The following is a 24,506-nucleotide window of genomic DNA, read 5'->3' on the forward strand; positions in this document are numbered from 1 at the left end:
CCGGTGAGATGGAACGCATGAACGACACACCGATCCTCGTCACCAGTGCCCGCGGCAAGACCGGCCGCCGCGTCGTCTCCCGCCTTGACGCCCTCGGCGTCCCCTTCCGCGCCGCCTCCCGCACGGAGTCGTCCGGGACCCGCTTCGACTGGGCCGACCGCGCCACCTGGGCCCCGGCCCTGGACGGCGCGGGCGCCGTCTACCTCGTCCCGATGGCCGAGTTCGTGGACGCGGCCGCTGTGACCGCCTTCGTCGGCGAGGCCGCGGCCGCGGGCGTCCGGCGGCTGGTGCTGCTGTCGGCGCGCACGGCGGGCGGCGAGGTCCTGCCCGGCCAGGAGGAGGCCGAGGAGGCGGTCCGCGGGTCGGGTGCCGAGTGGACGATCCTGCGGCCCGCCTGGTTCTCGCAGAACTTCAGCGAGGACTACCTCCTCCCGCCGATCCTGGCCGGCGAGCTGGCACTGCCGACCGGCGAGGGCCGCGAGGCGTTCGTGGACGCCGAGGACATCGCCGACGTCGCCGTGGCCGCCCTCACCGGGGACGGCCACGCCGGGCAGACCTACGAGCTGAGCGGCCCCGAGCCGCTGTCGTTCCGGACCGTCGCGGAGCTGATCTCGGCGGCGTCCGGCCGGGAGATCCGCTACACGCCGCTGGAGGTGCCCGACTTCATCGCGCTGCTGCGCTCCCAGGAGGTGCCGGACGATCTCGCCAGGGACGTCGCCGAAATGATGGACACGCTCCGGCAGGGGGCGGGCGACCGGGTGGGCGACGGCGTCCGCCGGGCGCTCGGCCGCGACCCGCGCCCGTTCGCCGACTACGTCGAGGAGGCCGCCGCGACGGGTGTCTGGAAGGTTCGCGGGTGAAGGGCAACTGGGCCGGCTTGATCAACTGGCGTCGGCCGGTTGGTCCGTGATCAGCACACCGACGACCAGCGCCACGACTCTCCACAACAACAGCCATCCCTCGTCGACCGCGCCCGGCGGTGCTGCGCCGCCTTCGCTGCCATCGCCGTTTGCGGTGTCGGAGTGGGAGCTTTCGTTGCTCACCTCTCCATTGGACCGGCGTCCGGTCGCCCTGTCGCCGGGGATGCCGGACGTGGCCACCACGGGTGGTGCACCTGCCCGTTCAGGCCGCGGTTCCATGTCCGTATCCGCTCCATGCCAGCATGCTGGGCATGGATGCTCCGGACGCGACAGCCGCTGCCCACCAGGTGCACCGCCGGTGGCGCGCTCGGGAGGCGCCCGACGGGGACTTCATCATGTTCGCCGACGGCTCTCTCATAGTGATGGACCTGTTGCGCTTCCTCCCGCCGCCCGGTCAACCTGAGCAGCCGCAGGCCGAGCGCTGGCAGTGGATCGAGCTCCTGCGAGCGACCGCGTGGAGTGCTGTCAACTGGGTGGACGTCGAAGCTGTGCTCTCCTCGCACGCTCATGACGGAAGCCGCGCCCTGGCGGGCGAGTCATGCGCGCACGGGAGCATCGGCTGGGTCGCCTTGACCCGGGAGAATGACGAAGACGCCTTGGAATGGGTCGCGGTCTCCAGGTGGTCCAATCCGTTCTGCGAGGTCACCGTGGATGAGACCACAGTGACCGCGGTCAGTACCGCGGGCCGGATCTGGGCCTTCTCGCGAAATGCACCTCAGCAGGTGGTGATCACCGAAGATCTGGCCAATTCGTGGCGTCTCTGACCGTGTGCCACTCCCGTGTTCCGCGAAGTCGGCGAACACGGCCGCGGCGGGCGGACCGGAACCGGTCGCGGCCCGGGCTGTGACCTGGACGTCCCTCGGCATTGATCACTGAGGGGAACGGAGGTGTCACCGAACCGTAGGGGTCGCCGCCGACATCGTAGAGGCCATGGATTCCGACCGTCCGCCCCCCGGGCTGACCGCGGGCTTCGGCCTCGGCCGACCGGGCGGGGGCACGCCGCGAGCGCGCCGCCCCCGCCCGCTCGGCGGGCTGACGTGGCGGAACGCCGCCGCCCCGGCCGTCGCCGGGCTGCTCCTCGGGCTGGCGATCTCGCTCGGCTGGGCCGCCCCGGCGCTCGCCGCGGCAGGCGACTTCCTCGACTTCTACTGCGGGGTCTTCGCCCTGGTGGCGCTGTCGGTCTCGGTCATGATCGGCATCCTGGCGGCCGAGCGGACCCTGCTGTCCTCGCGCAACCGCGTCCGCGCGCAGGCGCTGCACCAGGCCGCGGCGTTCACCGCCCTGGCGATGCTGCTGCTCCACCTCGCCACCCAGCTCCTGCGGCACCGGGTCGGGCCCGTCCAGGCGCTGCTGCCGCTGACCGCGGACGCGGTGCGCACCTCCGGCGCCGGCACGGTGGCCATGTACCTGCTCATCGTGGCGATCGCCAGCGGCATCGCGCGCGGACGGTTCGCCGCGTCCAGCAGGCCCGGCACGTGGCGCGCGCTTCACCTGACCGCCTATGCAGCCTGGCCGCTGGCGATCGGGCACGGCCTCACCGCCGGTCGGGCCCCCGCCCCCTGGGTCACCGGGGCCTACCTGTGCTGCCTCGGCGGCGTGGCGGCCGCGCTGGTCGCCCGCCCGGTCCTGCGGAGGCGGTCGTGACGCCGCTCGCCCTGCGCCACATCGGCCCGCCCCGCCTCACCGCGGGCCTCGACGGCACCGCCCGCCTCGACTGGGACGCCCACCGCCGCGTCCACCCCGAGCCGCGGCCGCTCACCTCCGACAGGCTGATCGCGCTCGCCGAGGAGGGCCGGCTGCACGGCCGGGGCGGCGCCGCCTTCCCCTTCGCCCGCAAACTCCGCGCGGTCGCCGACAGCGCCGCGCGGCGGAAGCGCCGGCCGGTCGTCGTGGTCAACGGCACCGAGGGCGAGCCCGGCAGCGCCAAGGACAAGGTGCTGCTCCGCCGTACCCCGCACCTGGTCCTGGACGGCGCCACGCTCGCCGCCACCGCGCTCGGCGCCGCCGAGATCGTCCTCGGCGTGACCGACGAGGCGGCGGCCGCGTCCCTGGGCCGGGCCGCCGACGAGCGCGGACTGTCCGAGCGGGCCCGCGTCGTCCGGCTGCCCGAGCGCTTCATCACCGGCGAGAGCGGCGCGCTGATCCGCGGGATCAACGGCAGGCCGCCGGTGCCGCCCGGCCGCAAGGCGCGCGCCTCCACCAGCGGCGTCGGCGGGCTGCCCACGCTGCTGTCCAACGCCGAGACCTACGCCCAGCTGGCCCTCCTCGCCGGGCTCGGACCGGCCCGGTACGGATCTATCGGAACGCCGGACGAGCCCGGCACCGTCCTGCTGACGGTGACCGGCTCCGCCCGCTTCCCCGCCGTGGTGGAGACCCCGGCGGGGGCGCCGCTCGGGCACCTGCTGGACCTGTGCGGCGCCCGCGCCGGCGAGGGCGTCCTGGTCGGCGGCTACCACGGCGCCTGGATCGACGGGGCCGCCGCCATCGGCGCGCGGGTGTCGCGGGCGGGCCTGCGGGAGGTCGGCGGGACCCTCGGGGCGGGCATCGTGATGCCGCTCGGCCGCGGCACCTGCCCGCTCGGGGAGTGCGCCCGGGTCGCGCGCTACCTGGCCGCCGAGTCGGCTGGACAGTGCGGCCCTTGCCGCCTCGGCCTCCCCGACATCGCCGGAGCCCTGGACGCCCTCACCCAGGGACGGGACACCGCGGCGGCGGGGGAGACCATCAGGCGGGCCGCGCGGATGGCGTCCGGGCGCGGCGCGTGCGCGCACCCCGACGGGACGGCCCGGTTCGTGCTGTCGGCGCTGGAGGTGTTCGCCGCCGACGCCGACCGGCACGTCCGGCACGGCGGCTGCGGGCGGCCCGTTCGCGGCGTCCTGCCCGCCGGGACCGACGCGCGGCTGCGGCTGGAGGTCGACTGGAGCCGCTGCGACGGCCACGGCCTCTGCGCCGACGTCCTGCACGGCCTGGTGCGGATGGACGAGTACGGCTACCCGGTCATCCCCGCCGAGCCGATCCCCGCCCGCCTCGAGCCCGACGCCCGCAAAGCCGTGGCCAGATGCCCCGGCCTGGCCTTGCGCCTGGTGGCCCGCCACAACTCCTGACCCTGCGGTATCCGGCGAACTTCGTTGCCGGGATCAAGGCGGGCGCCTGAGCTGAACCCATGGGTCAGCGGGGCTTGTACTCATTGATGTAGCGGCCGACCTTGTCCGTGTACGGACGGTACTTGGGTGGTATGCCCTTGGCCTCTCGGACTGTCTTGGCCGAGCTGCGGTACGTCGCGGCCAGGTTGAGGGCGGGGTCGCCTGGGACGGCGGTCAAGTCCTTGCCCCAGTAGCACAGGTAGCGGCCCATCGCGGGGATGGACATCTCGGGCGTGATCTGCGCCGGGCGCGGTTCGGGGTTGTTGAGGCCGCCCGACTGCCAGTGCACGAGTACGCGCGGCGTCCAGCGGGCGATGCCGTACTCGTCCATCTTCGGGTCGGACAGGTGCGGGTCGAAGTTGCTCTCCGCCTTCAGCATCGCCGCGATCAGCGCCGGGGACAGGCCCTTCATCTGACACCACGTGCCCGCCTGGACGATCTGCCCGCGGTATTGGACCGGGATCCCGGCGTCGGTGCGCAGCCAGCGGCCCTCCGGATCGGCGCCCTTGTCGTCCCCGCCGGCAAGGGCAAGGAACGCGCCCGCGGTCATCGCCGTGCCGGCCACGGCGCTTCCGGCGATCACCATTGCGCGTCGGCCTGGTCGGCGCCGTTCGGGCCGGTGGTCGCGGGTCACGGCGAGCTCGGCCAGCGGGTCTGTGTCGATCTTGCTGGTGAGCCGGTCGAGGGCGGCGCCGAACGCGGCGGCCGAGGGCCAGCGCGCCTCCCGTTCCGGCTCCAGCGCGCGCAGGACGATCGCGTCCACCGTGGGCGGGATCGCGGGCTGGAGTGCGCTGGGCGGGCGCCGCGCCTCGCCCGGCGGCTCGCCGGTCAGCAGGTGGTAGGTCAGCGCGCCCAGCCCGTACACGTCCGACCGCTGGTCCGGCGCGCCGTCGATCTGTGTTTGTTCGGGGGCCATGTAGCCGGGCGAGCCGGCCGGCAGGGTCAGGCTGGACAGCCGGTCGCCGGTGCGCGCGATGCCCAGGTCGGACAGCATGGTCCGGTCGCCGTCCGGTGTGGAGCGCAGGAGCACGTTGGACGGCTTGAGGTCGCGGTGCACGATGCCGCGCTCGTGCAGCGCCTGCACTCCTTCGGCGATCTCCCGGGCCGTCCGCAGGGCCTCGTTGAGCGGCAGCCCTCCGGCGGTGAGGCGCTCCTCCATGTTGCCGCGGTCGGCGTAGGTCATCACGAAGTAGGGGCGGCCGTCGTCCAGCTCGCCGATGTCGAACACCTGCACCAGCCGGTGCGAGTCGACCTGGCGCAGCAGCCGCGCCTCCTGGACGAACCGTTCCCGCACGTCTTCGCGGAGCGTCCAGTGATCGGCGAGGATCTTGACGGCGACGCGGGCGTTGAGCTCCTCGTCATGGCCCAGCCAGACCGCCGCGAATCCCCCCGATCCCAGCAATCTCTCTATGCGATAGCGTCCCGCCGAACTGGGAGTTCCCATGTTCGTCCATCCTGAACGATCCCCGGCCGGTTCGCACGGTGCTCGATGTCACGATGGGGATGGAATCCTGCTCCCGTTGTGGGCGTTGCAGCGGCGGGTGGGAAAATCGATCGCCCGGGGCCGGGGGCGGCGGCTAACGTGCGTAGGTCGTGGCCCCGCCCGTGCTGCAAGATCATTGACGGCCGCGGCCTATCCTTGTCGAAGCTAATGAGGACTCCTGTGAAAGCGCCGCTCGCCGACCTGCGCGCGCGACTGCCCGAGCTGATGCCGCTGGACCGGCACCGGCTGCGCCGCCGTATCGACGGTACGCAGAAGATGCGCGACGACGCCCGGCGCGAGCGGGTGGTCCGGGAGATCGCCGCCGACGTCGAGGCCGCCGAGGCCCGGGTCGCGAGCCGCCGCGCCGCGGTGCCCGCGATCACCTATCCGGAGCAGCTGCCGGTCAGCCAGAAGCGGGACGAGATCGCCGCGGCCGTCCGCGACCACCAGGTCGTGATCGTGGCGGGGGAGACCGGTTCGGGGAAGACCACCCAGCTGCCCAAGATCTGCCTGGAACTGGGCCGCGGCGTGCTCGGCACGATCGGGCACACCCAGCCGCGCCGGCTGGCGGCCCGCACCGTCGCCGACCGGATCGCCGAGGAGCTGGGCACCGAGCTGGGCGAGACGGTCGGCTACAAGGTCCGCTTCACCGACAAGTCCAGTGACGACACGCTGGTCAAGCTGATGACGGACGGCATCCTGCTGGCCGAGATCCAGACCGACCGGCTGCTGCGGCGGTACGACACGCTGATCATCGATGAGGCGCACGAGCGCAGCCTCAACATTGACTTCCTGCTCGGGTACGTCAAGGAGATCCTGCCGCGGCGCCCCGACCTCAAGATCATCATCACCTCGGCGACCATCGATCCCGAGCGGTTCTCCCAGCACTTCGACGACGCCCCGATCGTCGAGGTGTCCGGCCGCACCTATCCGGTCGAGGTCCGATACCGGCCGCTCACCGATCCTGAGGATCCCAAGGCCGACCCCGACCGCGACCAGGTCCAGGGCATCCTGGACGCGGTGGACGAGCTGGCGCTGGAGGCGCCCGGCGACGTCCTGGTGTTCCTCAGCGGCGAGCGCGAGATCCGCGACACCGCCGACGCGCTCACCAAGCACCTGCGGGGGCGGCGGGGCGAGGCCACCGAGGTCCTGCCGCTGTACGCGCGGCTGTCGTCCGCCGAGCAGCACCGGGTGTTCCAGTCCCATCGGGGGCGGCGGATCGTGCTGGCGACCAACGTCGCCGAGACGTCCCTGACCGTCCCCGGCATCAAGTACGTCGTCGACCCCGGCACCGCCCGCGTCTCCCGCTACAGCCACCGGCTCAAGGTGCAGCGATTGCCGATCGAGCCGATCTCGCAGGCGTCGGCGAACCAGCGCAAGGGCCGCTGCGGGCGCGTGTCCGAGGGCATCTGCATCCGGCTGTACCCGGAGGACGACTTCGAGTCGCGGCCCGAGTTCACCGACCCGGAGATCCTGCGGACCAACCTGGCCTCGGTCATCCTGCAGATGACCGCGCTGGGTCTGGGCGACATCGCCGCGTTCCCGTTCGTCGAGCCGCCGGACCGCCGCAACGTCAAGGCCGGCGTCGACCTGCTGCACGAGCTGGGCGCCCTCGACCCGGCCGAGAAGGACCCGCGCAAGCGGCTCACCGAGAGCGGCCGGCGGCTGGCGCAGCTGCCGATCGACCCGCGGCTGGGCCGGATGGTGCTGGAGGCCGAGGCCAACGGCTGCGTCCGCGAAGTGCTGATCATCGCGGCCGCGCTGTCCATCCAGGACCCGCGCGAGCGTCCCGCCGAGCACCAGCAGGCCGCCGACGAGCAGCACCGCCGCTTCGCCGACCCTACCTCCGACTTCCTCGCCTACCTCAACCTGTGGAACTACCTGCGGGAACGGCAGCAGGACCTGTCGGGCGGCCAGTTCCGGCGGATGTGCAAGAACGAGTTCCTGCACTTCCTGCGGGTCCGCGAATGGCAGGACCTGCACTCCCAGCTCAAACAGGTCGCCAAAGGCCTGGGCGTGACGCCCAACACCACCGACGCGCCACCGGACCGGATCCACATCTCGCTGCTGTCGGGGCTGCTGTCGCACATCGGCCTGATGGACGCCGAGAAGAAGGACGAGGGCGGCGGTCAGCGGCGCCGCCAGCTGAACGAGTACATCGGCGCCCGCGGCGCGAAGTTCGCCGTCTTCCCCGGCTCGGCGCTGTTCAAGAAGCCGCCGCGCTGGGTGATGGCGGCCGAGCTGGTCGAGACGTCCAGGCTCTGGGGCCGGATCAACGCGAAGATCGAGCCGGAGTGGGTCGAGCCGCTGGCCGGGCACCTGGTCAAGCGCAACCACAGCGAGCCGCACTGGTCGAAGAAGCAGGCGGCGGTCATGGCGTACGAGACGGTCACGCTGTACGGCGTCCCGATCGTCGTGCGGCGCCGTGTCAACTACGGCCGCATCGACCCCGCGCTGTCGCGGGAGCTGTTCATCCGGCACGCGCTCGTGGAGGGCGACTGGGAGACCCGGCACCGGTTCTTCCACGACAACCGGGCGCTGCTGGAGGAGGTCGAGGAGTTGGAGCACCGCGCCCGGCGCCGCGACATCCTCGTCGACGACGAGACCCTGTTCGACTTCTACGACGAGCGCGTCCCCGAGGACGTCGTCTCCGGGCGGCACTTCGACGCCTGGTGGAAGGACGCCCGGCGCACCGAGCCCGACCTGCTGAGCTTCGAGAAGTCGATGCTCATCAACCAGAACGCCGGGGACGTCAGCGAGGCCGACTACCCCGACGCCTGGCGGCAGGGCCCGCTGCGGCTGCGGCTCACGTACCAGTTCGAGCCCGGCGCCGACGCCGACGGCGTGACGGTGCACATTCCGCTGCAGGTGCTCAACCAGGTGCGTCCGGACGGCTTCGAGTGGCAGGTGCCCGGGCTGCGCGCCGAGCTGGTCACCGAGCTGATCCGGTCCCTGCCCAAGCAGCTGCGGGTCAACTTCGTCCCGGCGCCCGACTACGCGCGCAAGGTGCTGGAACGGCTCACGCCCCGCGCCGAGCCCCTGCTGGACGCCCTCGAACGCGAGCTGCGCGACATGACCGGCGTCCAGATCGCGCGCGAGGCGTGGGACCTCGGCCGACTCGGCGCCCACCTGCGGATGACCTTCCGCGTCGTGGACGACCGCAAGCGCACCCTCGCCGAGGACACCGACCTCGACGTGCTCAAACGCCGGCTCAAGGGCAAGGTGCGCGGAACCCTCTCCAAGGCGGCCGCCGCCGGGGGAGTGGAGCGCGCCGGCCTGCGCGAGTGGACGATCGGCGAGCTGCCCCGCACCTACCAGGAGAAGCAGGCCGGATACGAGGTCAAGGGCTATCCGGCGCTGACCGACGAGGGCGAAAGCGTCGCGGTCCGCATGTACGAGACCGAGGCCGAGCAGCGCGCCGCCATGTGGCGCGGGACGCGGCGGCTGATCCTGCTGAACGCCCCGTCCCCGGTCAAGCTCATCCGGGGCCGCCTCACCAACCAGGGCAAGCTGGCGCTCAGCCACAGCCCGCACGGTTCGGTGGCGGCCCTTTTCGACGACTGCGTGACCGCCGCGGCCGACCGGCTGATCGCCGAGGCCGGGGGGCCGGCGTGGGACGAGGCGGGCCACCGGGCGCTGTACGACCGGGTGCGCGCCGGCCTGCACGACGCCACGGCCGCGATCGTGGCGCAGGTCGAGCGGATCCTGGCCGAGTCGCACGAGATCGACCGGCGGCTGCGCGGCACGACCAGCCTCACCCTGGTGCCCGCGCTGACCGACATCCGCGAACGGCTGTCCCGGCTGGTGCACACCGGGTTCGTCACCGAGACCGGCTGGCAGCGGCTGCCCGACCTGCCCCGCTACCTGCGGGCGCTGCAGATCCGGCTCGACAAGCTCCCCGAGAACCCGGGCCGCGACCGGCAGCTGATGAACCAGGCCGCGGTGCTGGAGGCCGAGTACGAGGCGTTCGTCCAGCGGCTGCATCCGGCGCGGCGCGACGACGAGCAGGTGCGGCAGGTCCGGTGGATGCTGGAGGAGTTGCGGGTCAGCCTGTTCGCCCAGCAGCTCGGCACCCGCTACCCGGTGTCGGACAAGCGCATCCGCAAGGCCATGGCGCAGCAGCCTCGCTGACCGCGCCGTCCGCCGTCCCTTCCGCACCCCCGTGCGCCCCGGCGCGCGGGGGTGATCACGTTTGCGAGACCGTTCCAAATTGGTATTGACCAGTTGTCGGGGGAAGCCTACCCTGAGGGTCGACGGTACGAACGGGACGGGAGGTGAGCGGCGTGCGATCCGTCGGTGAGCCGGGCCCGGCGACCACGAAACGGCGGGCGGTGCGCCGCGAGCTGCTGGCCATGCTGGAGCGGCTGGACGTCGGCGACGCGCTGCCGTCCGAGCGCCGGCTGGCCGCGGAGCTGGGCGTGTCGCGGCCCACGCTGCGCGTCGCGATCGACGAGCTGGCCGCTCAGGGGCTGCTGGACCGGCGCCAGGGCAGCGGCACCTACGTGGCCGAACGCAAGATCGCGGTGGCGTTGACCATGACCTCGTTCAGCGAGGACATGATCCGGCGCGGCATGCGCCCGGGGGGCCGGGTGCTGTCGTTCCGCACCGAGGCCGCCGGGGCGAGGATCGGCCGCAGGCTGGCCGTCTCCCCGATGGAAGAGGTATTTACCATTCGCCGGCTGCGGCTGGCGGACGGGGCCACCATGGCGATCGAGACGCTCTACCTCCCCAGGGCGCTGGTGCCGGAGCTGCGCCGCGAGGATCTGGAAGGACGGTCTTTCTACGCCCTGCTGCGGGAACGCGGCATCGTCCTCGCCTCCGGCCGGGAGACGATCGAGTCGACCGTCACCACGGCCGAGGAGGCCGAGGTGCTGGGCGTGCCGGTGCACGCGCCCGCGTTCCTGTTCGAGCGGATCACCCAGAGCGAGGAGGGCAGGCCGGTGGAGTACGTCCGGTCGCTCTACCGGGGCGACCGCTACCGGCTCGAGCTGGAGCTCAAACCCGTTCCGCGCTGACCCGGGCGCGGCACGGCCCCTCGCTTCACCCGCGCCGGCGGGGGCACCGGCGCACCGACGGACCCGACCCCCCGCCCGTCCGCCCGCGCAGCCGGCCGAGGGTTCGGTGCCCCGCAGGAACGGAGATACCTGACCGTGGACTTCGTCAAGGACACCCTCACCTTCCTGGCCGACAACGTGTTCGGCCAGGTGCCCATCCTCATCGGACTGATCACCCTGATCGGCCTGCTGCTGCAGCGCAAGCGGTTCGAGGACACCCTCGCGGGCGCGCTGCGCGCCACCATCGGCGTGGTCATCCTGTTCATCGGCGTGGAGATCTTCACCGGCGGGCTGACCAGCTTCCAGACCGTGCTGGCCGACGCGATGGGCACCGCCCCGCCGAAGGCCGGCAACACCCTGGCCGACTTCCTCACCGGCCAGGGCGGGACGGTCGCGCTGGTCATCACGGTGGCGTTCCTGCTGCACGTGGCGATCGTGCGGATCTTCCCGGCCGCCCGGTACCTCTACCTGACCGGGCACCTGATGTTCTGGATCAGCACCGTGGTGGTGGCCTCGCTGGTCACCGTCGCGCCGGGCGCCGACCAGCCGACGCTGGTGCTGTGCGGCGCCGGGTTCGTGGCGGCGTACTGGACGCTGCAGCCGCTGTGGATGCGGCCGCTGATGCGCCGGGTGATGCCCGACGACCGGTTCGGGTTCGCGCACACCAGCTCGCTGGCCGCGCTGGCCACCGGGTACCTCGCCCGCCCGCTCGGGGACCGCGGGCGGCACGACACCGAGAAGGTGAGGCTGCCCCGCCAGCTGTCGTTCTTCAAGGACGTCAACGTCAGCACCGCCCTGGTCATCTCGTTGATCATGCTGGTGTCGGTGGCGTTCGCCGACGACCAGGTGGTGGCCAAGCTGGCCGCCGAGATGGACGAGAAGCTGTCGCCGTGGGTGTGGGCGCTGCTGGTCGGCCTGCGCTTCGCGGGCGGCATCGCGATCCTGCTGTTCGGCGTGCGGATGTTCCTGGCGGAGATCGTCCCGGCGTTCAAGGGCTTCAGCGACAGGGTGATCCCGGGCACCCGGCCCGCGCTGGACGCCCCGACCGTGTTCCCGGTGGCGCCCACCGCGGTGATGATCGGCTTCGTGGCGTCCACCACGGTGTTCCTGGCCTGCCTGGGGATCTTCGCGGCGGCCGGCTGGTTCACGCTGGCCCCGCCCATGATCATGCTGTTCTTCGTGGGCGGCGCGGCGGCGCTGTTCGGGAACGTGGTGGCCGGCTGGCGGGGCGCGGTGCTCGGCGGCGTGATCACCGGGCTGATGCTGGCGATCGGGCAGGCCGTGACCTGGGGCCTGTTCGAGAAGACCGCGCCCGAGCTGGCCACCCTGGCCGACCCCGACTGGTATGCGATCGCCTGGCTGCTCAAGGCGGTCGACCCCATCGTCGGTGACGCCTCGGTGTGGGCCGTCCCCGTGGTGGCGCTGGCCCTCACGGTCGGCACGCTGCTGATCCTGGGCCGCCGCGAGCGGCGCCAGGCGCTGACAGAGGGCACCGCCGAGGACACGCCGACGACCGGGGCCGGCACCGAGCCCGCGGTGAAGACCGAAGGAAAGCCCGGCGCCGAACCCGCCGCGGAGGGCGGGACGGCCTGACCCGAGCGGCGGCCCCGGCCTGCGCGTACCGTGGGCGAAGGACCGGGCCCGGTGCGTTGTCCAGCGGAGAAAGGGGAACCGAGGAGATGGCGATGGACCGCACGCTGGAGGTGTTGGCCGTCTGCGGCGTGGGCATGGGATCGAGCCTGATGCTGAAGATGACCGCCGAGGACGCGCTGCGCGCCTTGGACGTGGACGCCCGCGTGGAGAACACCGACCTCTCCACCGCCCGCGGCATGACCCCCGACGTGATCATCGGCCAGGGCATGCACACGAGCGAGATCGCCGATCTGGCCCCGGTGGTGATCACGGTCACCGACTTCCTCGACCAGGAGGGGCTGCAGACGAAGCTGCGCGAGCGGCTGACCGCGCAGGGCTGGCTGGCATGACGGCCGCCGGGGCCGCGGTCGGCGCGCGGGAGGGGGTGCGCGCCGCCGGCTGGCGGGAGGCCGTCGAGGAGGCGGCCCAGGTTCTGGTCGGGATGGGCGTCGCGGGGGAGGGCTATCCCGGCGCCTGCGCCCGGGTGGTGGAGCAGAACGGCCCCTACATCGTGCTGACCAAGGGGCTCGCGCTGGTGCACGCCCGCCCCGAGGACGGCGGGCTCGGCGTCGGCGTGGCCGCCACCAGGCTGGCCGCGCCGGTCGAGTTCGGCCACCCCGACAACGACCCGGTCGACCTGCTTCTGGCGTTCTGCACCCCGGACGCCGACGCGCACGTCTCGTCCCTGTCGGCGGTGGCGCGGGCGCTGAGCGCCGGGCTGGCCGACCGGCTGCGTGCGGCGGCCGGCCGCGCCGAGATGGCCGCCGAGCTGGAGCGGGCGCTGCGGAAGGAGGCCCCGCCACCGGGCACGCCGGGGCAGGGGCCGGGAGAAGGGGGCGCCGACTGATGGCCGAGGACCCCCGGCCCTCCTACCCCGACCGGGTCCGGTCCCTGCTCGACGAGGTCGACACCCGTTCCGGCGCGGCCATCGCCGGTGCCGCCGCACTGCTGCTGCCGGCCATCGAGGCCGGCGGCATCGTGCACGTCGCGGGCGCCGGGCACTCGCTGGCGCTGGTCTTCGAGACGTTCTACCGGGCCGGCGGCCTCGCCGCGGTCCGGCCGCTCTGGGACCCCGCGGTGCTGCCCCTGGACGACGCCCTGCGCAGCACCCGCGCGGAGCGCGCCGAGGGCCTGGGCCGCTCGGTGGTGCGGGCCGCGGCGCCCGCCCCGCCGGACGTGGCCGTGGTGTTCTCCACCAGCGGGCGCAATCCCTACCCCGTCGAGATCGCCGCCGAGTGCGCCGCCCGCCGGGTGCCGGTGATCGCGGTGACCTCCCCGCGGGCGTCCCGTGGCGCCGCCCCGCGGGCCCCGACCGTGCTGGCCGATCACGCCACGATCGTGCTGGACACCGCGGTACCGCCGGGCGATGTGCTGCACCCGCCGGAGGCGCCGCGCACCGCCGCGGTCTCCACCGTCCTGGCGGCCTACACCTGGTCGCGGGTGCTCGCCGAGCTGGACGATCTCGCGGTCGCCCGCGGCGTCGAGCTGCCCCGCTGGACCAGCGCCAACGTCCCCGGAGGCGACGAGGCCAACCGGGCCCTGCTGGCCCGCTACGGCGACCGCGTCCCCGAACTGGAAGGCGGGACGCGGACCGGGCCGGAGGTTCAGCCGGGGTGAGCGGCGAACAATTCCAGGTGCAGGCATTGGCGGCAGCGGTAGACATCGACCAGGAACACGGCTCTGCCCTTGCGCTTCAGCCCTCCGAACGCGCCCACCTTGGGCGGCCCCAGCACCCAACGGGCGGCTCGGGCCGCCTGGCCGCCGTCCTCGATATATCCCGGGTCTAGTTCCATCGCACCGCAATGGGTGCATCTCATCCCATTCATCCCGCAGGATGGTAGCGGCATGAACACGATGCGCTGTCGACGGCGCGCCCGGCACGGCGGCGGCCGTGCCGGGCGGCGGTTCCCCTTCCCGGCGGATCAGGTCGCGATGTCGCGCCGGCGGAAGCCGTACAGGCCCGCGCCGATGAGCACCACCATGATCGCGAGCAGCGCGGCCAGCGGCGTGGCCGTCACCGTGCCGCCGGGGAGCTTGGGCACGTGGGTGAAGGGGGAGAGGTCCATCACCGCCTGGCTCACCTCCAGCAGCGGGCCCAGCTGGCCGATCAGCAGGAAGGTCCCGGCCAGGCCCCAGGCGGCGCCGACCGAGAACCGGGGGGCCAGGCCGAACAGCGCCACCGCGATGGCGGTGACCAGCCAGACCGCCGGCACCTGGACCAGGACGGCGCCGAGCTCGTCGGCCACCTCGCCGCCGAGATCGCCGGTGGCGGCGCCGTGCGCGAGACCGATCATCAGCCCGGCGCCCAGGAGCATCGCCAGCGTCCCGGCGAGGGCGATGGCGAGGTGGCTGCACGCCCAGCGGACACGGCCGATCCCGGTGGCGAGCACGGGCTCGGCGCGCTGCGCGGTCTCCTCGGTGCGCAGCCGCATCGCGGCCTGCACCCCGTAGATCGAGGCGATCCCGGCCAGCAGGCCGACCATCGCGGCCAGGTAGGCGTCGACCAGGTCGGAGGCTCCGCCCAGCCGGGTGACGATGTCCTGCGTGCCCTCGCTGTCGCCGACCAGGTCGCGGACCCCGTCGGCCATGGTCCCGAGGATCACTCCGTAGGCGGCGAACCCGGTCACCCAGGCGATCAGCGAGCCGCGCTGCAGCCGCCAGGCGAGCGCGAGCGGGCTGCGCAGGGCCGGGGCCGCGGTGGCCGGCCCGGGCCGCGAGGGCACCAGGCCCGCGCCATGATCGCGGCGGCCGATCAGCCCGTACGCCGAGGCCATCAGCGCCGCGCCCAGCACCAGCGGCACCGCGAGCACCCAGAAGCGGTTCCCGGCGAACGCCTGGACGTGCTCGCTCCACCCGATCGGCGACAGCCAGGTCAGCCAGCCGGCCCCTTCGGAGGAGTCGCCGACGGCGCGGATCGCGAACGCCAGGCCGATCACGGCGACGGTGATGCCGCGTGCCGCGCGGGAGTTCTCGGTGACCTGGGCGGCGACGGCGGCGACGCCGGCGAAGAAGAAGCCTCCGGCGAACCAGGCCAGACCGAAGGCGAACGCGCCCGCCAGGCCCTGCCCGGCCAGGCTGAGCGCGGCCAGCAGGGCGAGCGCCGCGTTGGCCACCACCGCCACCAGCAGCGCCGCGGTGAGCGGCGCGTGGCGGTCGACGACCCCGGACCCGACCAGTTCCAGGCGGCCTTCCTCCTCCTCGGCGCGGGTGTGCCGGACGACCAGCATCAGCGTCATGATCGCGAGCAGTGTGACGCCCAGCGTGGTCATCCGCCAGGCAGTCAGCCCGCCGAGCGAGGCGCTGTGGGCCTCGCCGTAGAAGGCCAGCTGCGTGGCGTTGCCGTTGACGCCGGCGATGAAGTCCGCGCGCTCGGCCTGCGTCTTGTAAAGGCCCTGGTAGCTGGACAGCGTGGTGATCGGGAAGCTGGCCAGCACCAGCACCCAGATCGGGATCATGACCCGGTCGCGGCGCAGTCCCAGCCGGAGCAGCGTGCCGGTCCCCGTGAGCGCGTTCATCGGTTCACCCGCTCGCGCTCGTCCCGCTCCGCGTGCCGGCCGTGGCCGTTGGCGGCGAGGTCGTCCTCGTAGTGCCGCAGGAACAGCTCCTCCAGCGTCGGCGGCTGGCTGGTCAGGCTGCGCACGCCCACTTGGGTGAGCCGCCGCAGCAGGGCGTCCAGCTGAGGGGTGTCGACCTCGAGCCGGACCCGGGCGCCGTCGATCTCGACGTCGTGCACGCCGGCCAGTTCGGAGATCCCGTCGGGCGGCGCGGCCAGCTCGGCGTGGACGGAGGTCCGGGTGAGGTGGCGCAGCTCGGTGAGCGTGCCGGTCTCCACCGTGCGGCCCTTGCGGATGATGGTGACGCGGTCGCAGAGCGCCTCTACCTCGCTGAGGATGTGGCTGGACAGCAGCACGGTGCGCCCGCTCTTCTTCTCCTCGGCGATGGCCTGCTGGAAGACCTCTTCCATGAGGGGGTCGAGGCCGGAGGTGGGTTCGTCGAGGATGAGGAGTTCGGCGTCGGAGGCGAGGGCGGCGACGAGTCCGACTTTCTGGCGGTTGCCCTTGGAGTAGGTGCGGCCTTTTTTCTTGGGGTCGAGTTCGAAGCGTTCGAGGAGGTCGGCGCGGCGGCGTGGGTTGAGTCCGCCGCGCATGCGGCCGAGGAGGTCGATGACCTCGCCGCCGGAGAGGTTGGGCCAGAGGGTGACGTCGCCGGGGACGTAGGCGAGGCGTTTGTGGAGTCGGGTGGCGTCGCGCCAGGGGTTGCCGCCCAGGAGGGTGGCGGTGCCGGCGTCGGCGCGCAGCAGGCCGAGCAGGACGCGGATGGTGGTGGACTTCCCGGCACCGTTCGGACCGAGGAAACCATGCACCTCCCCGGTGGTGACGGTGAGGTCCAGTCCATCGAGCGCGCGGGTCCGGCCGAACGTCTTGACGAGGCCGGACACCGAGAGGGCGGTGTTCATGCTTTTGAAGGTACACTACTTTCATAAAATCGTGAATCTTGTGAACCAGCTAAAATACTCCGCATGTCTGACCAGGGAGTTGATGCCGGGTGACTCAGATGACCCCTCCGGAACGGGACGAGGAGGCCGTGTCGCAGTTCGTGGAGACGTTCGCGGCGCTGCTGAGCGACGCGGGCTGGCAGCGCATGTCCGCCCGGGTCTTCATGGCGCTGATGACCCACGACTCCGGCGCGATGACGGCCTCGGAACTGGCCGAGCGGCTCCAGGTGAGCCCGGCGGCGGTCTCGGGAGCGGTGCGCTATCTGGGCCGGCTCGACCTGGTCACGCGCGAACGGCAGCCGGGCACCCGGCGCGACATCTATCGGGTGCGCAACGATGCCTGGCACGATGCCGTGATGGGGCGCGACCCGGTGCTCACCCAGTGGGAGGCGCGCCTCAGCGAGGCGGCCGACCTGCTCGGCCCGGAGACCCCCGCCGGGCGCCGGTTCACCGAGTCCGTCGAGTTCTTCATGTTCTTGCAGCAGGAACTCGGCGGAATGATGGAACGCTGGCGGGCGCACCGGGACGAACTGCGCGCCAAGTACGACCCCCGGTGATCGCGATCGTACCCTTCGTCACCTGGTGGAGGTCATGGTGCGGATCCGGTGCGGTGGGCCCGCGAAGTGCGAGATATCGCATGGCGCGCAAGTAACTGCAGCCATGCTGACTAGTGCGTATGGTTCATTCCATGCCTACGAGTGATGAGCGCGACAATAGCGGCCCCAGGGGGCAGGCCGGGACTTCCGAAGGCGCGGTCTCCGAGGCTGGAACGAGCAACAATGCCACCCCCGCCGCGCCCCCTGCCCCGCCTCCCTCCATGACCAAGAACGATGGCGGAGCCGAGGATCCCTCGGGCCGGACCGTCACCGACGCCCCGAGACCCGGGGCGGAGCCGGCCGGCGAGGGGACCGGCACCGGCTCTGCTTCCACGTCCGCACCGGGGTCCGGTGGCGCCCCATCCGGGGGAGAAGGGACGGCGCCGGTTCCCGAGCCGGTGGCCGAGGCCACAGTGGCCCGCATGGGGGAGCCCGTCGCCGTCTGGCCGTGCGCCAACTGCGGACGTCCCGTGCCGCAGCCCGTCGGGGCCGTCCGCGCCGTCCGCTACTGCCAGGACAACGAAGGCGCCTGCGCCCGCGAGGCCCGCGGCCGCCGCGAGCGCGGCCGCGACGCCCCCGGGCTGACCGGCCAGGTCGCCTCCACCTGGGAGATGGTGGAACGGCTGGAGAAGGCCGCCGACCTGCTCGCCGACTCGCTCACCTCCGAGCTGAGCGTCGCCGGGGTCGAGCGCCGCGTCGCCGAGGTCCGCGCCGAGGCCGCCCGCGAGCTGTCCATCGCGCAGAACGAGCGGGACGCCTCCCAGCGCCAGGCCGAGGACGCCTGGCAGGAGGCCGCGTCCGCCCGGCAGCGCGCCGACACCGCCGAGCAGGAGTCCGGCCGCGCCCGCGAGGAGTCCAAGCTCGCGACCGCCAAGCGCGACGCCGCCCAGCAGGCCTGGGAGGAGGCCCACCAGATCGCCCAGCAGGCCGTCTCGGCCAAGCTGGCCGCCGAGAGCGAGCGGGACCGCATCGCCGCCCGCGAGACCGAACTGCTGGCCGCGCTGGAGGCGGCCCGGTCCGAACTGGTCGGGCTGCACGCCAAGATCGCCGAGACCGAGGGCGCCGTCGAGTCGCAGCGGGTGGAGGCCGCGGTGGCCAAACAGGGCGCCGAGGACCTCCGCAACGCCATGCGCGACACCGAGGCGCAGCGGCAGCGGGCCATGCAGGCCGCCAGCAAGGCCGAGGCCGAGCGGGCCACCGCGCTGCGCGCCCAGTCCGAGGCCGAGGCCGAGACGGTACGGGCCAACGCCCGCGCCGACGAGGCCGCCAAGGAGCGCGACGCCGCCCAGGGGCAGGCACAGCAGGCCGTCACCGAGCGCGACGACCTGCAGACCAAGGTCAACGACCAGGCCGTCCAGCTGCGCCAGCTCTCGCAGTCGGTGGCCGAGCAGCAGGCCGCGCTCGCCGCGCTGGCCGAGGAGCGCGACGCCGCGCGCGCCGAGGCCGACCGCGCCCGCCGCCAGATCGACCAGTTCACCCACAACACGCTCTCGTCCAACATCCCGCCGGGCGGGCGCTACAACGCCTCCGGAGTGCCGCAGATGGGACCGGCGCACGGGCAGCCGGCGCAGGGGCAGCCCGCGCACGGGCAGCCGGCGCCGGCCGGCGGGCAGCCGGGAATGCCGGTGGCCGGGCCGGGCGCCCCGCAGCAGCCCGGCCCGCCGCAGGGCGGCGCGCCGATGCCCTCCGGCAGGCACATGAACGGCGCGGGCGAGCCGCACGACCCGCTGCGCACCGGGCCGTGACCGGTCCGTTCCGCTCGAGCCCGGCCCGCCTCCCGTCCCAGGACGCGGGCACGAGCGCCTGACCGAACGACGAACCGGGGTCCGGTGCGTGTCCGCGACACGATCGGACCCCGCGGACAGCGGGTCAGCCGCCGTCGTGGCGCGCCGGGTCGACCTCGATCCAGATCTGCTCGGCGCGGCCGAGGAGCCGGCCGTCCGCGCCGTACGCCGCGGTCGCCGCGTGCAGCTTGCGGCCCTCCCTGGTGCGCGCCAGCCCCATCACCACGCACTCCTCGCCGGCCTCGGGCGGCTCGACCACCCGGGCCGTCATGGTGCCGAGCACCACCGGCGGATCGATCTGCCCCACCGACAGCCCGCCCGGGCAGTCCAGCACCGCCCACATGATCTCCGGGGCGGGGACCTCCGCGGGCACCCAGGGCGCCGCGACCGTGGCATCGCCCACCGGCCCCGGCTCCAGCAGCAGCCCGTCGCCCGGCTCCCGCTCGGGCCCGCAAACGAAGCAGCCCGGGAACGGGTGCATTTCGGCGGCCCGGTACTTCTCCGCGGCCTCCTGCGCCTCCTCGAACGGCACCGGCGGCACCGCCGGCACCACGATCGCGCCCGCCAGCGCCTCGGCGACCAGCACGTCGCCGTCCCACAGCCGCGCGCCGATCCCCCGGCCGTCGTCGGTGGTGACCCGCAGCGCGGTCTCCAGCGGCGGCGGGTGGCGCAGCGCCACGGTCACGGTGTCGGACGACACGTGCCCGGCCAGCAGCCCCGCGACATAACCCCCGTTCCCCGAGCCCTCGGGGCCGTGGTAGCGCGTCTCAATGATCATTTGTCCCCCCGGACTTGCACCCGTCATGCCAAACGGACCGAATTTTAATGAGTGGGTCGGACAACCATCGGCGGCACCCCCGCGTCTGGGGCCGTGAACCCGCGGTGTCGCCCGGGTGAACGCCGGTGGGGCAACGGCTGGAGGAAGACGCGGGGACGGTCAGAGGACAGGGAGATGTGGCGGAAAGGAGAGGGTGCCGGAGGGGCTCAGAGCGCCCGGGACGGCTGCGGCCGGCCGGGACGGGTGGTGAAGAAGACCGACAGCGATCCGGTCAGCCGGGCACGGACGGTCTCCTCGTCGACCGGGCCGTCGGCGGGCACCGGGGTGCGGTCGAGCGCACGCGCGATCAGCAGCTCGATGTTGCGGTCGGCCACCAGGACCGAGCAGGTGTCGCAGGCGTACCACGGGTACAGCATGTTGAGCACGGCCACCGCCGTGTCGTCGTCCGACAGCTGGGTGGTGTCCAGCTCCACCTCGAACATGTCGGTGTCCTCGGGATCGAGGGTGGGGTAGTAGAGCCAGCTCGGCCCGGGGACCCCGCAGAAGTCGCACTCACGGGCGCGCGGCGCGGGCGTGCCCACGGCCAGCTCCAGCGCGTGGTCCCAGGGCTCGACGCGCCGGTTGTGGCGGTAGCCCACGCCGTCCAGGGAACCCTCGCGGTTGTGGGTCACGTCGTGCACCTCGCCGCCGCAGTGGGCGCACATGAAGCCGATGTCCTCCATGTCCCTCCCTGATCGCTGAGGCACCGGCTCTCACAGTATCCGCCCGGCCCCTTGCATCGAACCATGGACGCCGACGAACCGCCCGCGGCCGGGCCCGGCCCCCGCACGCGGCGCGTCCCGGCCGTCCGCTAGCGTGGTCGGCCGTGACCGAGCGGAATCCGGCGGCGGGCGGCGCCGACATCGTCCTCAACGCCGACAAGATGGAACTGGTCCGCGACGGGCGGACCCTCCTCGACCGGGTCACGATGACCGTGCTCACCGGCGAGCACTGGGCGCTGCTCGGCCCCAACGGCGCCGGGAAGAGCACGCTGCTGGGCATCCTCGGCGCCTACACCCACCCCACCCGCGGCGGGGCGGAGATCCTCGGCCACCGGCTCGGCCGCGTCGACGTGCACGCGCTGCGCTCGCTGATCGGCCAGGTCAACCCGCGGCACCCGCTGGAGTCGGCGCGCACCGTGCGGGAGATCGTCCTCACCGGCGCGACCGGCACGATCGAGCTCGTGCCGCGCTGGACGCCCAGCGCCGCCGAGCTGCGCCGCGCCGCCGAGCTGATCGAGCTGATGGGCCTCACCCGCCGCGCCGAGGCCCGCTGGCCGAACCTGTCCCAGGGCGAGCGCGGCCGCGCCCTGATCGCCCGCGCGCTCATGCCCGAGCCGCGACTGCTGCTGCTGGACGAGCCGGCCACCGGCCTGGACGTCGCCGCCCGCGAGCGCCTCCTGTCGGCCCTCGACGAGCTCCGCGAGAACCGTCCCGACCTGACCAGCGTGCTGGTGACGCACCACCTGGAGGAGCTGCCGAGCAGCACCAGCCACGCGCTGCTGCTGCGCGAGGGCGCGGTGCTGGCCTCCGGGCCCGCCGGCGAGGTCCTCACCACCGAACTGGTCAGCGCCTGCTTCGACCACCCGATCGAGATCGCCCGCGCCCACGGACGCTGGACCGCCGTCGCCCGCTGAACCCTCCCTCGTCCGGTTCAGCCGTGGGCCTGCACGCGGTGCTTCGACAGGTGGGCCAGCACGGCCTGGTTCGCCTCCCAGCCGTCCGGGAACTTCACCGGGACGCCCAGATGCACCGGCTCGGTCGACGGATGGGCGTCCAGGAGCTCGGGGATCCCGGCGCGGGCCACCACGACGCAGGCGTGCCGATGCCGCGAGGTCAGCACGCACAGCCGCCCCGACTCCAGGTGGAACGCGGTCGCGTCGCGCCGTCCCGACAGCGGGTGCAGGACGACGGTGACGTCGTACTCGCGGCCCTGGAGCCGGTTGGCGGTGTCGACGGTGATGCCCTCGCCGTGCTTGCCGAGCGCCGCGCGGATCGCGGTGACCTGGTCGCGGTGCGCGGCGCCGATGGCGACCCGGTCCGGGCCGACCGGGTGCGTCCCCTGCTCGGAGTGGGCGACGGGCCCGCGCTGCAGCAGCCGCACGGCGAGCGCCGCGGTGGCCTGGACGGCCTCGGAGTCGGTGCGGATCGTGTGCCGGGCGGGCAGCTCGTACAGCGCCCAGCCGGACGCGGCCGCCTCGTCCAGCGCCCTGTCGTGGCTGGTGCCCATGCCGCGCGCGCCGTACTCCAGCCGGCGGTCGCCCGGGCCGGTGCCCGAGCGGAAGCCGGTGAACGGGTAGAACGCCTCCGACACCACCGGCGCGGCCGAGTACGGCAGCCGCCAGGACACCGGGAGCCGGTGCAGCGGCAGGTCCGGGTTGTGCGCGAGCAGCACGGACACGGCGCTGCGCATCGGGTCCCACGTCAGGCCGGCCCAGCGCTCGACCTCCACGGTCGAGAACGGGTCGAGCTGCCCGGGGTCGCCCACGAACAGCGCCCGCTCGAACCGTCCCGCGATGCGCAGCAGCATGTCCGAGCGCATCTGGTACGCCTCGTCGACGATCGCCCACGGCCACGACCCGTCGGTGAGCGTCGCCCACTTTGCGGCCGTGGCGATCACGACCATCCGGTCGGCGAGCTGGTCGGCCTTGGTCGCGACCTTGACCTCCGGGTACGCGGCGACGCGTTCGGAGATGGCGTAGGTCGAGGCCGACAGCCGGCCGAGGGTGACCTCGGGGTGCTTGCCGGCGATCCGGTCGATGAGGTCGTCGACCTGCTCGTTGGTCTGCGCGACGATCATCAGCCGCTCGTCGGCGGCGGCCAGGTGCGCGGCGGCGCGCACCACGAGGGTGGACTTGCCCGCCCCGGGCGGGGAGTCGACCACCACGCCGCGGTGGCCGCCGCCGAGGTCGGCCAGCACCGCCTCGACGACCCTGGTCGCCGCCACCGAAGGATCGGGCCCGAGCTCGGCGGGGTCCCCGTGCGGCTCGCTCATGACCATTCCTCCGCCGCGTCCTCGTCACCGGGCACGTACTCCTCGGGCGGGCCGCCGTGCGTCCACGGGGTCTCCTCCCGGTCGGGGAACTTCGCCACGCCCCACGAGTCGGCCGTCCGCGAGGTGAACACGACCCGGGTGCCGATCTCGGGGATGACGCCCGGCTCGGGCACCAGCTTGCGGCCCATTCCCCCGGTCAGCTCCAGCAGCACGCTGCTCGTCCGCGCGTCGTGCTCCACGATCCTGCCCTTGAGCGCGGGCCGCGACGCGTCGCAGACGGTGGCGCCCGGGTCCAGCCGCACCGGGTCCTGGGTGCGGACGCGCAGATGCGGGCGCAGTTTGGGACGCTTTCCGGTCTCGTCGAGCCGGGTCGGGTCGCTGTCGACGACCGTCCCCCCGAACGCCTGCCCGGTGAGCCGGTGCTCGGCCATGACGAGCGGGTCGTCGAAGGCGCGCTGCGCGTCGTAGGCGTCCTGGGCGCGCTCCAGATCGTGCAGCCGGCGGGCGGCGCGGACCGGCGGGTCGCGGCGGGCCTGCGGGTACGCCTCGCCGAACGTCTGGTGGTAGTAGGTGAAGGAGTCGCGGTCGCGCTCCCAGCGGGACGGCACGCTCGCGCCCGGCGGCAGCGCGCGCAGCACGTCCACGGCCCGCCACATCAGGTCCCAGGTGGGGGTGAGCTGCTCGGCCAGGACGTTGCGGATCCGCTCCTCGGCGCGCGGGTCGTGGCCGGCGTGGTCGTAGGCGGCGATGGCCGGGGCGAGCACCTCGTTGTCGAACGACGGATCGGTCGTCGGCCCGGCCGGGGGAGAGGCGATCGGGTCCTCGGCGAGCGCGGCGGCGGCCGGGCCGTCCAGCCCGGCGGGCGGATCGATCCAGCCCAGCAGCGCGGCGAGGTTCCCGTCCTCCAGGGCGCTCTGCCCGGTCGCCCAGTGCATCCGCAGCGTCTCGGTGATCGCCAGCAGCTGCGACGAGCCGGGATGGTCGTTGCGATCGGCGAACCAGGTCAGCCAGCGGCCCAGCACCGGCACGGCGGCCTCGACCGCGTACGGGCCCTCGGTGCGGCGGAACCGCGTGGAGCGGCCGAGCAGCCGCAGGAAGCCGACGCCGCCCCGGTTGGGCACCAGGAGCTGCGGCGCGTCGCCGTACCGGATCCGTTCCTCGCCCTCCTTGCCGGGCGGCAGTTCCTCCACCCCGCCGCGGCTGGTCTCGACATGGTTGAGGACGAGCTTGGCCAGCTCGGCGGCGAACGCGAACCGCAGGTCGCGGTTGCGCGGCTGCGGGACGACCAGCAGCGTCGGGTCGGCGCGGTCGGTGCCGAGCATCACGGCCAGCGGCGCGGCGGCCTCGCCGGCCAGCTTCAGCGGGATCAGGACGAGCGGCGCGTCCGACAGGTGGCAGTGCCGGACCGTCGCCAGGGGCTGGGCGCGGCCGGTGGCGGCCGCCTCCAGCTGGGCGAGCGAGGTGAGCACGCTCACGTCGCGGGGACCTCCGCCCTCTCGCCGGTGTGCGGGACGGCGCGCGCGGGCGGCGGCACCGCGGGCCGGGCACGGGCCGGGCGCGGCGCGCGGCTCCGGGCGCGCGGGCGGACCGG

Annotated in this window: 22 protein-coding genes; 13 read left to right on the forward strand and 9 right to left on the reverse strand. The window is 73.5% G+C overall.

From position 1 onward, the window contains the following. Positions 1–17 precede the first annotated feature (17 nt). Positions 18–860, forward strand: a complete 843-nt coding sequence (locus tag ABD340_RS11255) for an NAD(P)H-binding protein (protein ID WP_344588689.1) — start codon at positions 18–20, stop codon at positions 858–860. 21 nt (positions 861–881) lie between these two features. Here the strand turns inward: ABD340_RS11255 and ABD340_RS11260 are convergent, their stop codons facing one another. After that, complete coding sequence (locus tag ABD340_RS11260; RefSeq protein ID WP_344588690.1) at positions 882–1,043, reverse strand: hypothetical protein; 162 nt, start codon at positions 1,041–1,043, stop codon at positions 882–884. A 119-nt stretch (positions 1,044–1,162) separates the two neighbouring features. On the opposite strand from ABD340_RS11260, the gene ABD340_RS11265 reads away from it, so the two are divergent. From ABD340_RS11265 to ABD340_RS11275, 3 genes are all read left to right on the forward strand, one after another. Then, on the forward strand, positions 1,163–1,684 hold the full coding sequence (locus ABD340_RS11265; protein ID WP_344588691.1) for a hypothetical protein: 522 nt from the start codon (positions 1,163–1,165) through the stop codon (positions 1,682–1,684). 166 nt (positions 1,685–1,850) lie between these two features. Beyond that, the gene (locus ABD340_RS11270) at positions 1,851–2,564 is read left to right on the forward strand and encodes a hypothetical protein (protein WP_344588693.1); all 714 of its coding nucleotides are present in this window, start codon (positions 1,851–1,853) and stop codon (positions 2,562–2,564) included. Beyond that, on the forward strand, positions 2,561–4,021 hold the full coding sequence (locus ABD340_RS11275; protein ID WP_344588695.1) for an NADH-ubiquinone oxidoreductase-F iron-sulfur binding region domain-containing protein: 1,461 nt from the start codon (positions 2,561–2,563) through the stop codon (positions 4,019–4,021). Before ABD340_RS11270 ends, ABD340_RS11275 begins: the two co-directional genes overlap by 4 nt. A gap of 64 nt (positions 4,022–4,085) precedes the next feature. On the opposite strand, the gene ABD340_RS11280 is transcribed toward ABD340_RS11275, so the two are convergent. Beyond that, positions 4,086–5,504: a serine/threonine-protein kinase gene (locus ABD340_RS11280; RefSeq protein WP_344588696.1), complete on the reverse strand. Its 1,419-nt coding sequence runs from the start codon at positions 5,502–5,504 to the stop codon at positions 4,086–4,088. Positions 5,505–5,723: 219 nt separating this feature from the next. On the opposite strand from ABD340_RS11280, the gene hrpA reads away from it, so the two are divergent. From hrpA to ABD340_RS11310, 6 genes are all read left to right on the forward strand, one after another. Continuing rightward, entirely contained in the window at positions 5,724–9,674 is a 3,951-nt protein-coding gene (gene hrpA / locus ABD340_RS11285; RefSeq protein ID WP_344588698.1) for an ATP-dependent RNA helicase HrpA, read from the forward strand. A 152-nt stretch (positions 9,675–9,826) separates the two neighbouring features. Beyond that, a complete protein-coding gene (locus tag ABD340_RS11290; RefSeq protein ID WP_344588699.1) occupies positions 9,827–10,558 on the forward strand; it encodes a GntR family transcriptional regulator in 732 nt (243 codons plus the stop codon). A gap of 135 nt (positions 10,559–10,693) precedes the next feature. Next, positions 10,694–12,190, forward strand: coding sequence for a PTS ascorbate transporter subunit IIC (gene ulaA / locus ABD340_RS11295; protein ID WP_344588700.1), 1,497 nt, complete (start codon positions 10,694–10,696; stop codon positions 12,188–12,190). A 92-nt stretch (positions 12,191–12,282) separates the two neighbouring features. Further along, on the forward strand, positions 12,283–12,579 hold the full coding sequence (locus ABD340_RS11300) for a PTS sugar transporter subunit IIB (protein ID WP_344588701.1): 297 nt from the start codon (positions 12,283–12,285) through the stop codon (positions 12,577–12,579). Then, complete coding sequence (locus tag ABD340_RS11305) at positions 12,576–13,076, forward strand: PTS sugar transporter subunit IIA (RefSeq protein ID WP_344588702.1); 501 nt, start codon at positions 12,576–12,578, stop codon at positions 13,074–13,076. Before ABD340_RS11300 ends, ABD340_RS11305 begins: the two co-directional genes overlap by 4 nt. Next, complete coding sequence (locus ABD340_RS11310) at positions 13,076–13,846, forward strand: sugar isomerase domain-containing protein (protein WP_344588704.1); 771 nt, start codon at positions 13,076–13,078, stop codon at positions 13,844–13,846. Before ABD340_RS11305 ends, ABD340_RS11310 begins: the two co-directional genes overlap by 1 nt. Here ABD340_RS11310 and ABD340_RS11315 read toward each other — a convergent pair. The 3 genes from ABD340_RS11315 to ABD340_RS11325 form a co-directional block, all read right to left on the reverse strand. Beyond that, positions 13,834–14,022, reverse strand: coding sequence for a hypothetical protein (locus ABD340_RS11315; protein WP_344588705.1), 189 nt, complete (start codon positions 14,020–14,022; stop codon positions 13,834–13,836). The two genes, ABD340_RS11310 and ABD340_RS11315, sit on opposite strands and share 13 nt — an antisense overlap. Positions 14,023–14,151: 129 nt before the next feature. Beyond that, positions 14,152–15,744, reverse strand: a complete 1,593-nt coding sequence (locus ABD340_RS11320) for an ABC transporter permease (RefSeq protein ID WP_344588706.1) — start codon at positions 15,742–15,744, stop codon at positions 14,152–14,154. Next, on the reverse strand, positions 15,741–16,685 hold the full coding sequence (locus ABD340_RS11325) for an ABC transporter ATP-binding protein (RefSeq protein WP_344588707.1): 945 nt from the start codon (positions 16,683–16,685) through the stop codon (positions 15,741–15,743). The genes ABD340_RS11320 and ABD340_RS11325 overlap by 4 nt, the downstream gene beginning before the upstream one ends. Positions 16,686–16,783: 98 nt before the next feature. On the opposite strand from ABD340_RS11325, the gene ABD340_RS11330 reads away from it, so the two are divergent. Both ABD340_RS11330 and ABD340_RS11335 read left to right on the forward strand, forming a co-directional pair. Next, entirely contained in the window at positions 16,784–17,281 is a 498-nt protein-coding gene (locus tag ABD340_RS11330; RefSeq protein ID WP_344588708.1) for a GbsR/MarR family transcriptional regulator, read from the forward strand. A gap of 461 nt (positions 17,282–17,742) precedes the next feature. Continuing rightward, positions 17,743–19,065: a coiled-coil domain-containing protein gene (locus tag ABD340_RS11335; protein ID WP_344588709.1), complete on the forward strand. Its 1,323-nt coding sequence runs from the start codon at positions 17,743–17,745 to the stop codon at positions 19,063–19,065. Between the two features lie 124 nt (positions 19,066–19,189). On the opposite strand, the gene ABD340_RS11340 is transcribed toward ABD340_RS11335, so the two are convergent. Both ABD340_RS11340 and ABD340_RS11345 read right to left on the reverse strand, forming a co-directional pair. After that, the gene (locus ABD340_RS11340; RefSeq protein ID WP_344588710.1) at positions 19,190–19,882 is read right to left on the reverse strand and encodes a hypothetical protein; all 693 of its coding nucleotides are present in this window, start codon (positions 19,880–19,882) and stop codon (positions 19,190–19,192) included. 206 nt (positions 19,883–20,088) lie between these two features. Further along, the gene (locus ABD340_RS11345; protein WP_344588711.1) at positions 20,089–20,604 is read right to left on the reverse strand and encodes a hypothetical protein; all 516 of its coding nucleotides are present in this window, start codon (positions 20,602–20,604) and stop codon (positions 20,089–20,091) included. Between the two features lie 200 nt (positions 20,605–20,804). Here ABD340_RS11345 and ABD340_RS11350 point away from each other — a divergent pair, with 200 nt between their 5' ends. Beyond that, a complete protein-coding gene (locus ABD340_RS11350; RefSeq protein ID WP_344588814.1) occupies positions 20,805–21,557 on the forward strand; it encodes an ABC transporter ATP-binding protein in 753 nt (250 codons plus the stop codon). 17 nt (positions 21,558–21,574) lie between these two features. Here the strand turns inward: ABD340_RS11350 and ABD340_RS11355 are convergent, their stop codons facing one another. Continuing rightward, the gene (locus ABD340_RS11355) at positions 21,575–22,915 is read right to left on the reverse strand and encodes an AAA family ATPase (RefSeq protein WP_344588712.1); all 1,341 of its coding nucleotides are present in this window, start codon (positions 22,913–22,915) and stop codon (positions 21,575–21,577) included. After that, on the reverse strand, positions 22,912–24,390 hold the full coding sequence (locus ABD340_RS11360) for a hypothetical protein (RefSeq protein WP_344588714.1): 1,479 nt from the start codon (positions 24,388–24,390) through the stop codon (positions 22,912–22,914). The genes ABD340_RS11355 and ABD340_RS11360 overlap by 4 nt, the downstream gene beginning before the upstream one ends. Positions 24,391–24,506 lie beyond the last annotated feature (116 nt).

The organism is Actinomadura vinacea (assembly GCF_039532545.1).
Lineage (GTDB): Bacteria > Actinomycetota > Actinomycetes > Streptosporangiales > Streptosporangiaceae > Spirillospora > Spirillospora vinacea.

Bases quoted from the DNA above. Each gene is read 5' to 3' on its own strand.
- ABD340_RS11320 (WP_344588706.1), bottom strand. From the start codon at position 15,744: ATGAACGCGCTCACGGGGACCGGCACGCTGCTCCGGCTGGGACTGCGC.
- ABD340_RS11345 (WP_344588711.1), bottom strand. From the start codon at position 20,604: ATGGAGGACATCGGCTTCATGTGCGCCCACTGCGGCGGCGAGGTGCAC.
- ABD340_RS11280 (WP_344588696.1), bottom strand. From the start codon at position 5,504: ATGGGAACTCCCAGTTCGGCGGGACGCTATCGCATAGAGAGATTGCTG.
- ABD340_RS11300 (WP_344588701.1), top strand. From the start codon at position 12,283: ATGGACCGCACGCTGGAGGTGTTGGCCGTCTGCGGCGTGGGCATGGGA.
- ABD340_RS11330 (WP_344588708.1), top strand. From the start codon at position 16,784: ATGACCCCTCCGGAACGGGACGAGGAGGCCGTGTCGCAGTTCGTGGAG.
- ABD340_RS11355 (WP_344588712.1), bottom strand. From the start codon at position 22,915: ATGAGCGAGCCGCACGGGGACCCCGCCGAGCTCGGGCCCGATCCTTCG.
- ABD340_RS11335 (WP_344588709.1), top strand. From the start codon at position 17,743: ATGGGGGAGCCCGTCGCCGTCTGGCCGTGCGCCAACTGCGGACGTCCC.
- ABD340_RS11270 (WP_344588693.1), top strand. From the start codon at position 1,851: ATGGATTCCGACCGTCCGCCCCCCGGGCTGACCGCGGGCTTCGGCCTC.
- ABD340_RS11305 (WP_344588702.1), top strand. From the start codon at position 12,576: ATGACGGCCGCCGGGGCCGCGGTCGGCGCGCGGGAGGGGGTGCGCGCC.
- ABD340_RS11255 (WP_344588689.1), top strand. From the start codon at position 18: ATGAACGACACACCGATCCTCGTCACCAGTGCCCGCGGCAAGACCGGC.
- ABD340_RS11325 (WP_344588707.1), bottom strand. From the start codon at position 16,685: ATGAACACCGCCCTCTCGGTGTCCGGCCTCGTCAAGACGTTCGGCCGG.
- ABD340_RS11310 (WP_344588704.1), top strand. From the start codon at position 13,076: ATGGCCGAGGACCCCCGGCCCTCCTACCCCGACCGGGTCCGGTCCCTG.
- ABD340_RS11265 (WP_344588691.1), top strand. From the start codon at position 1,163: ATGCTGGGCATGGATGCTCCGGACGCGACAGCCGCTGCCCACCAGGTG.
- ABD340_RS11315 (WP_344588705.1), bottom strand. From the start codon at position 14,022: ATGGAACTAGACCCGGGATATATCGAGGACGGCGGCCAGGCGGCCCGA.
- ABD340_RS11340 (WP_344588710.1), bottom strand. From the start codon at position 19,882: ATGATCATTGAGACGCGCTACCACGGCCCCGAGGGCTCGGGGAACGGG.
- ABD340_RS11350 (WP_344588814.1), top strand. From the start codon at position 20,805: ATGGAACTGGTCCGCGACGGGCGGACCCTCCTCGACCGGGTCACGATG.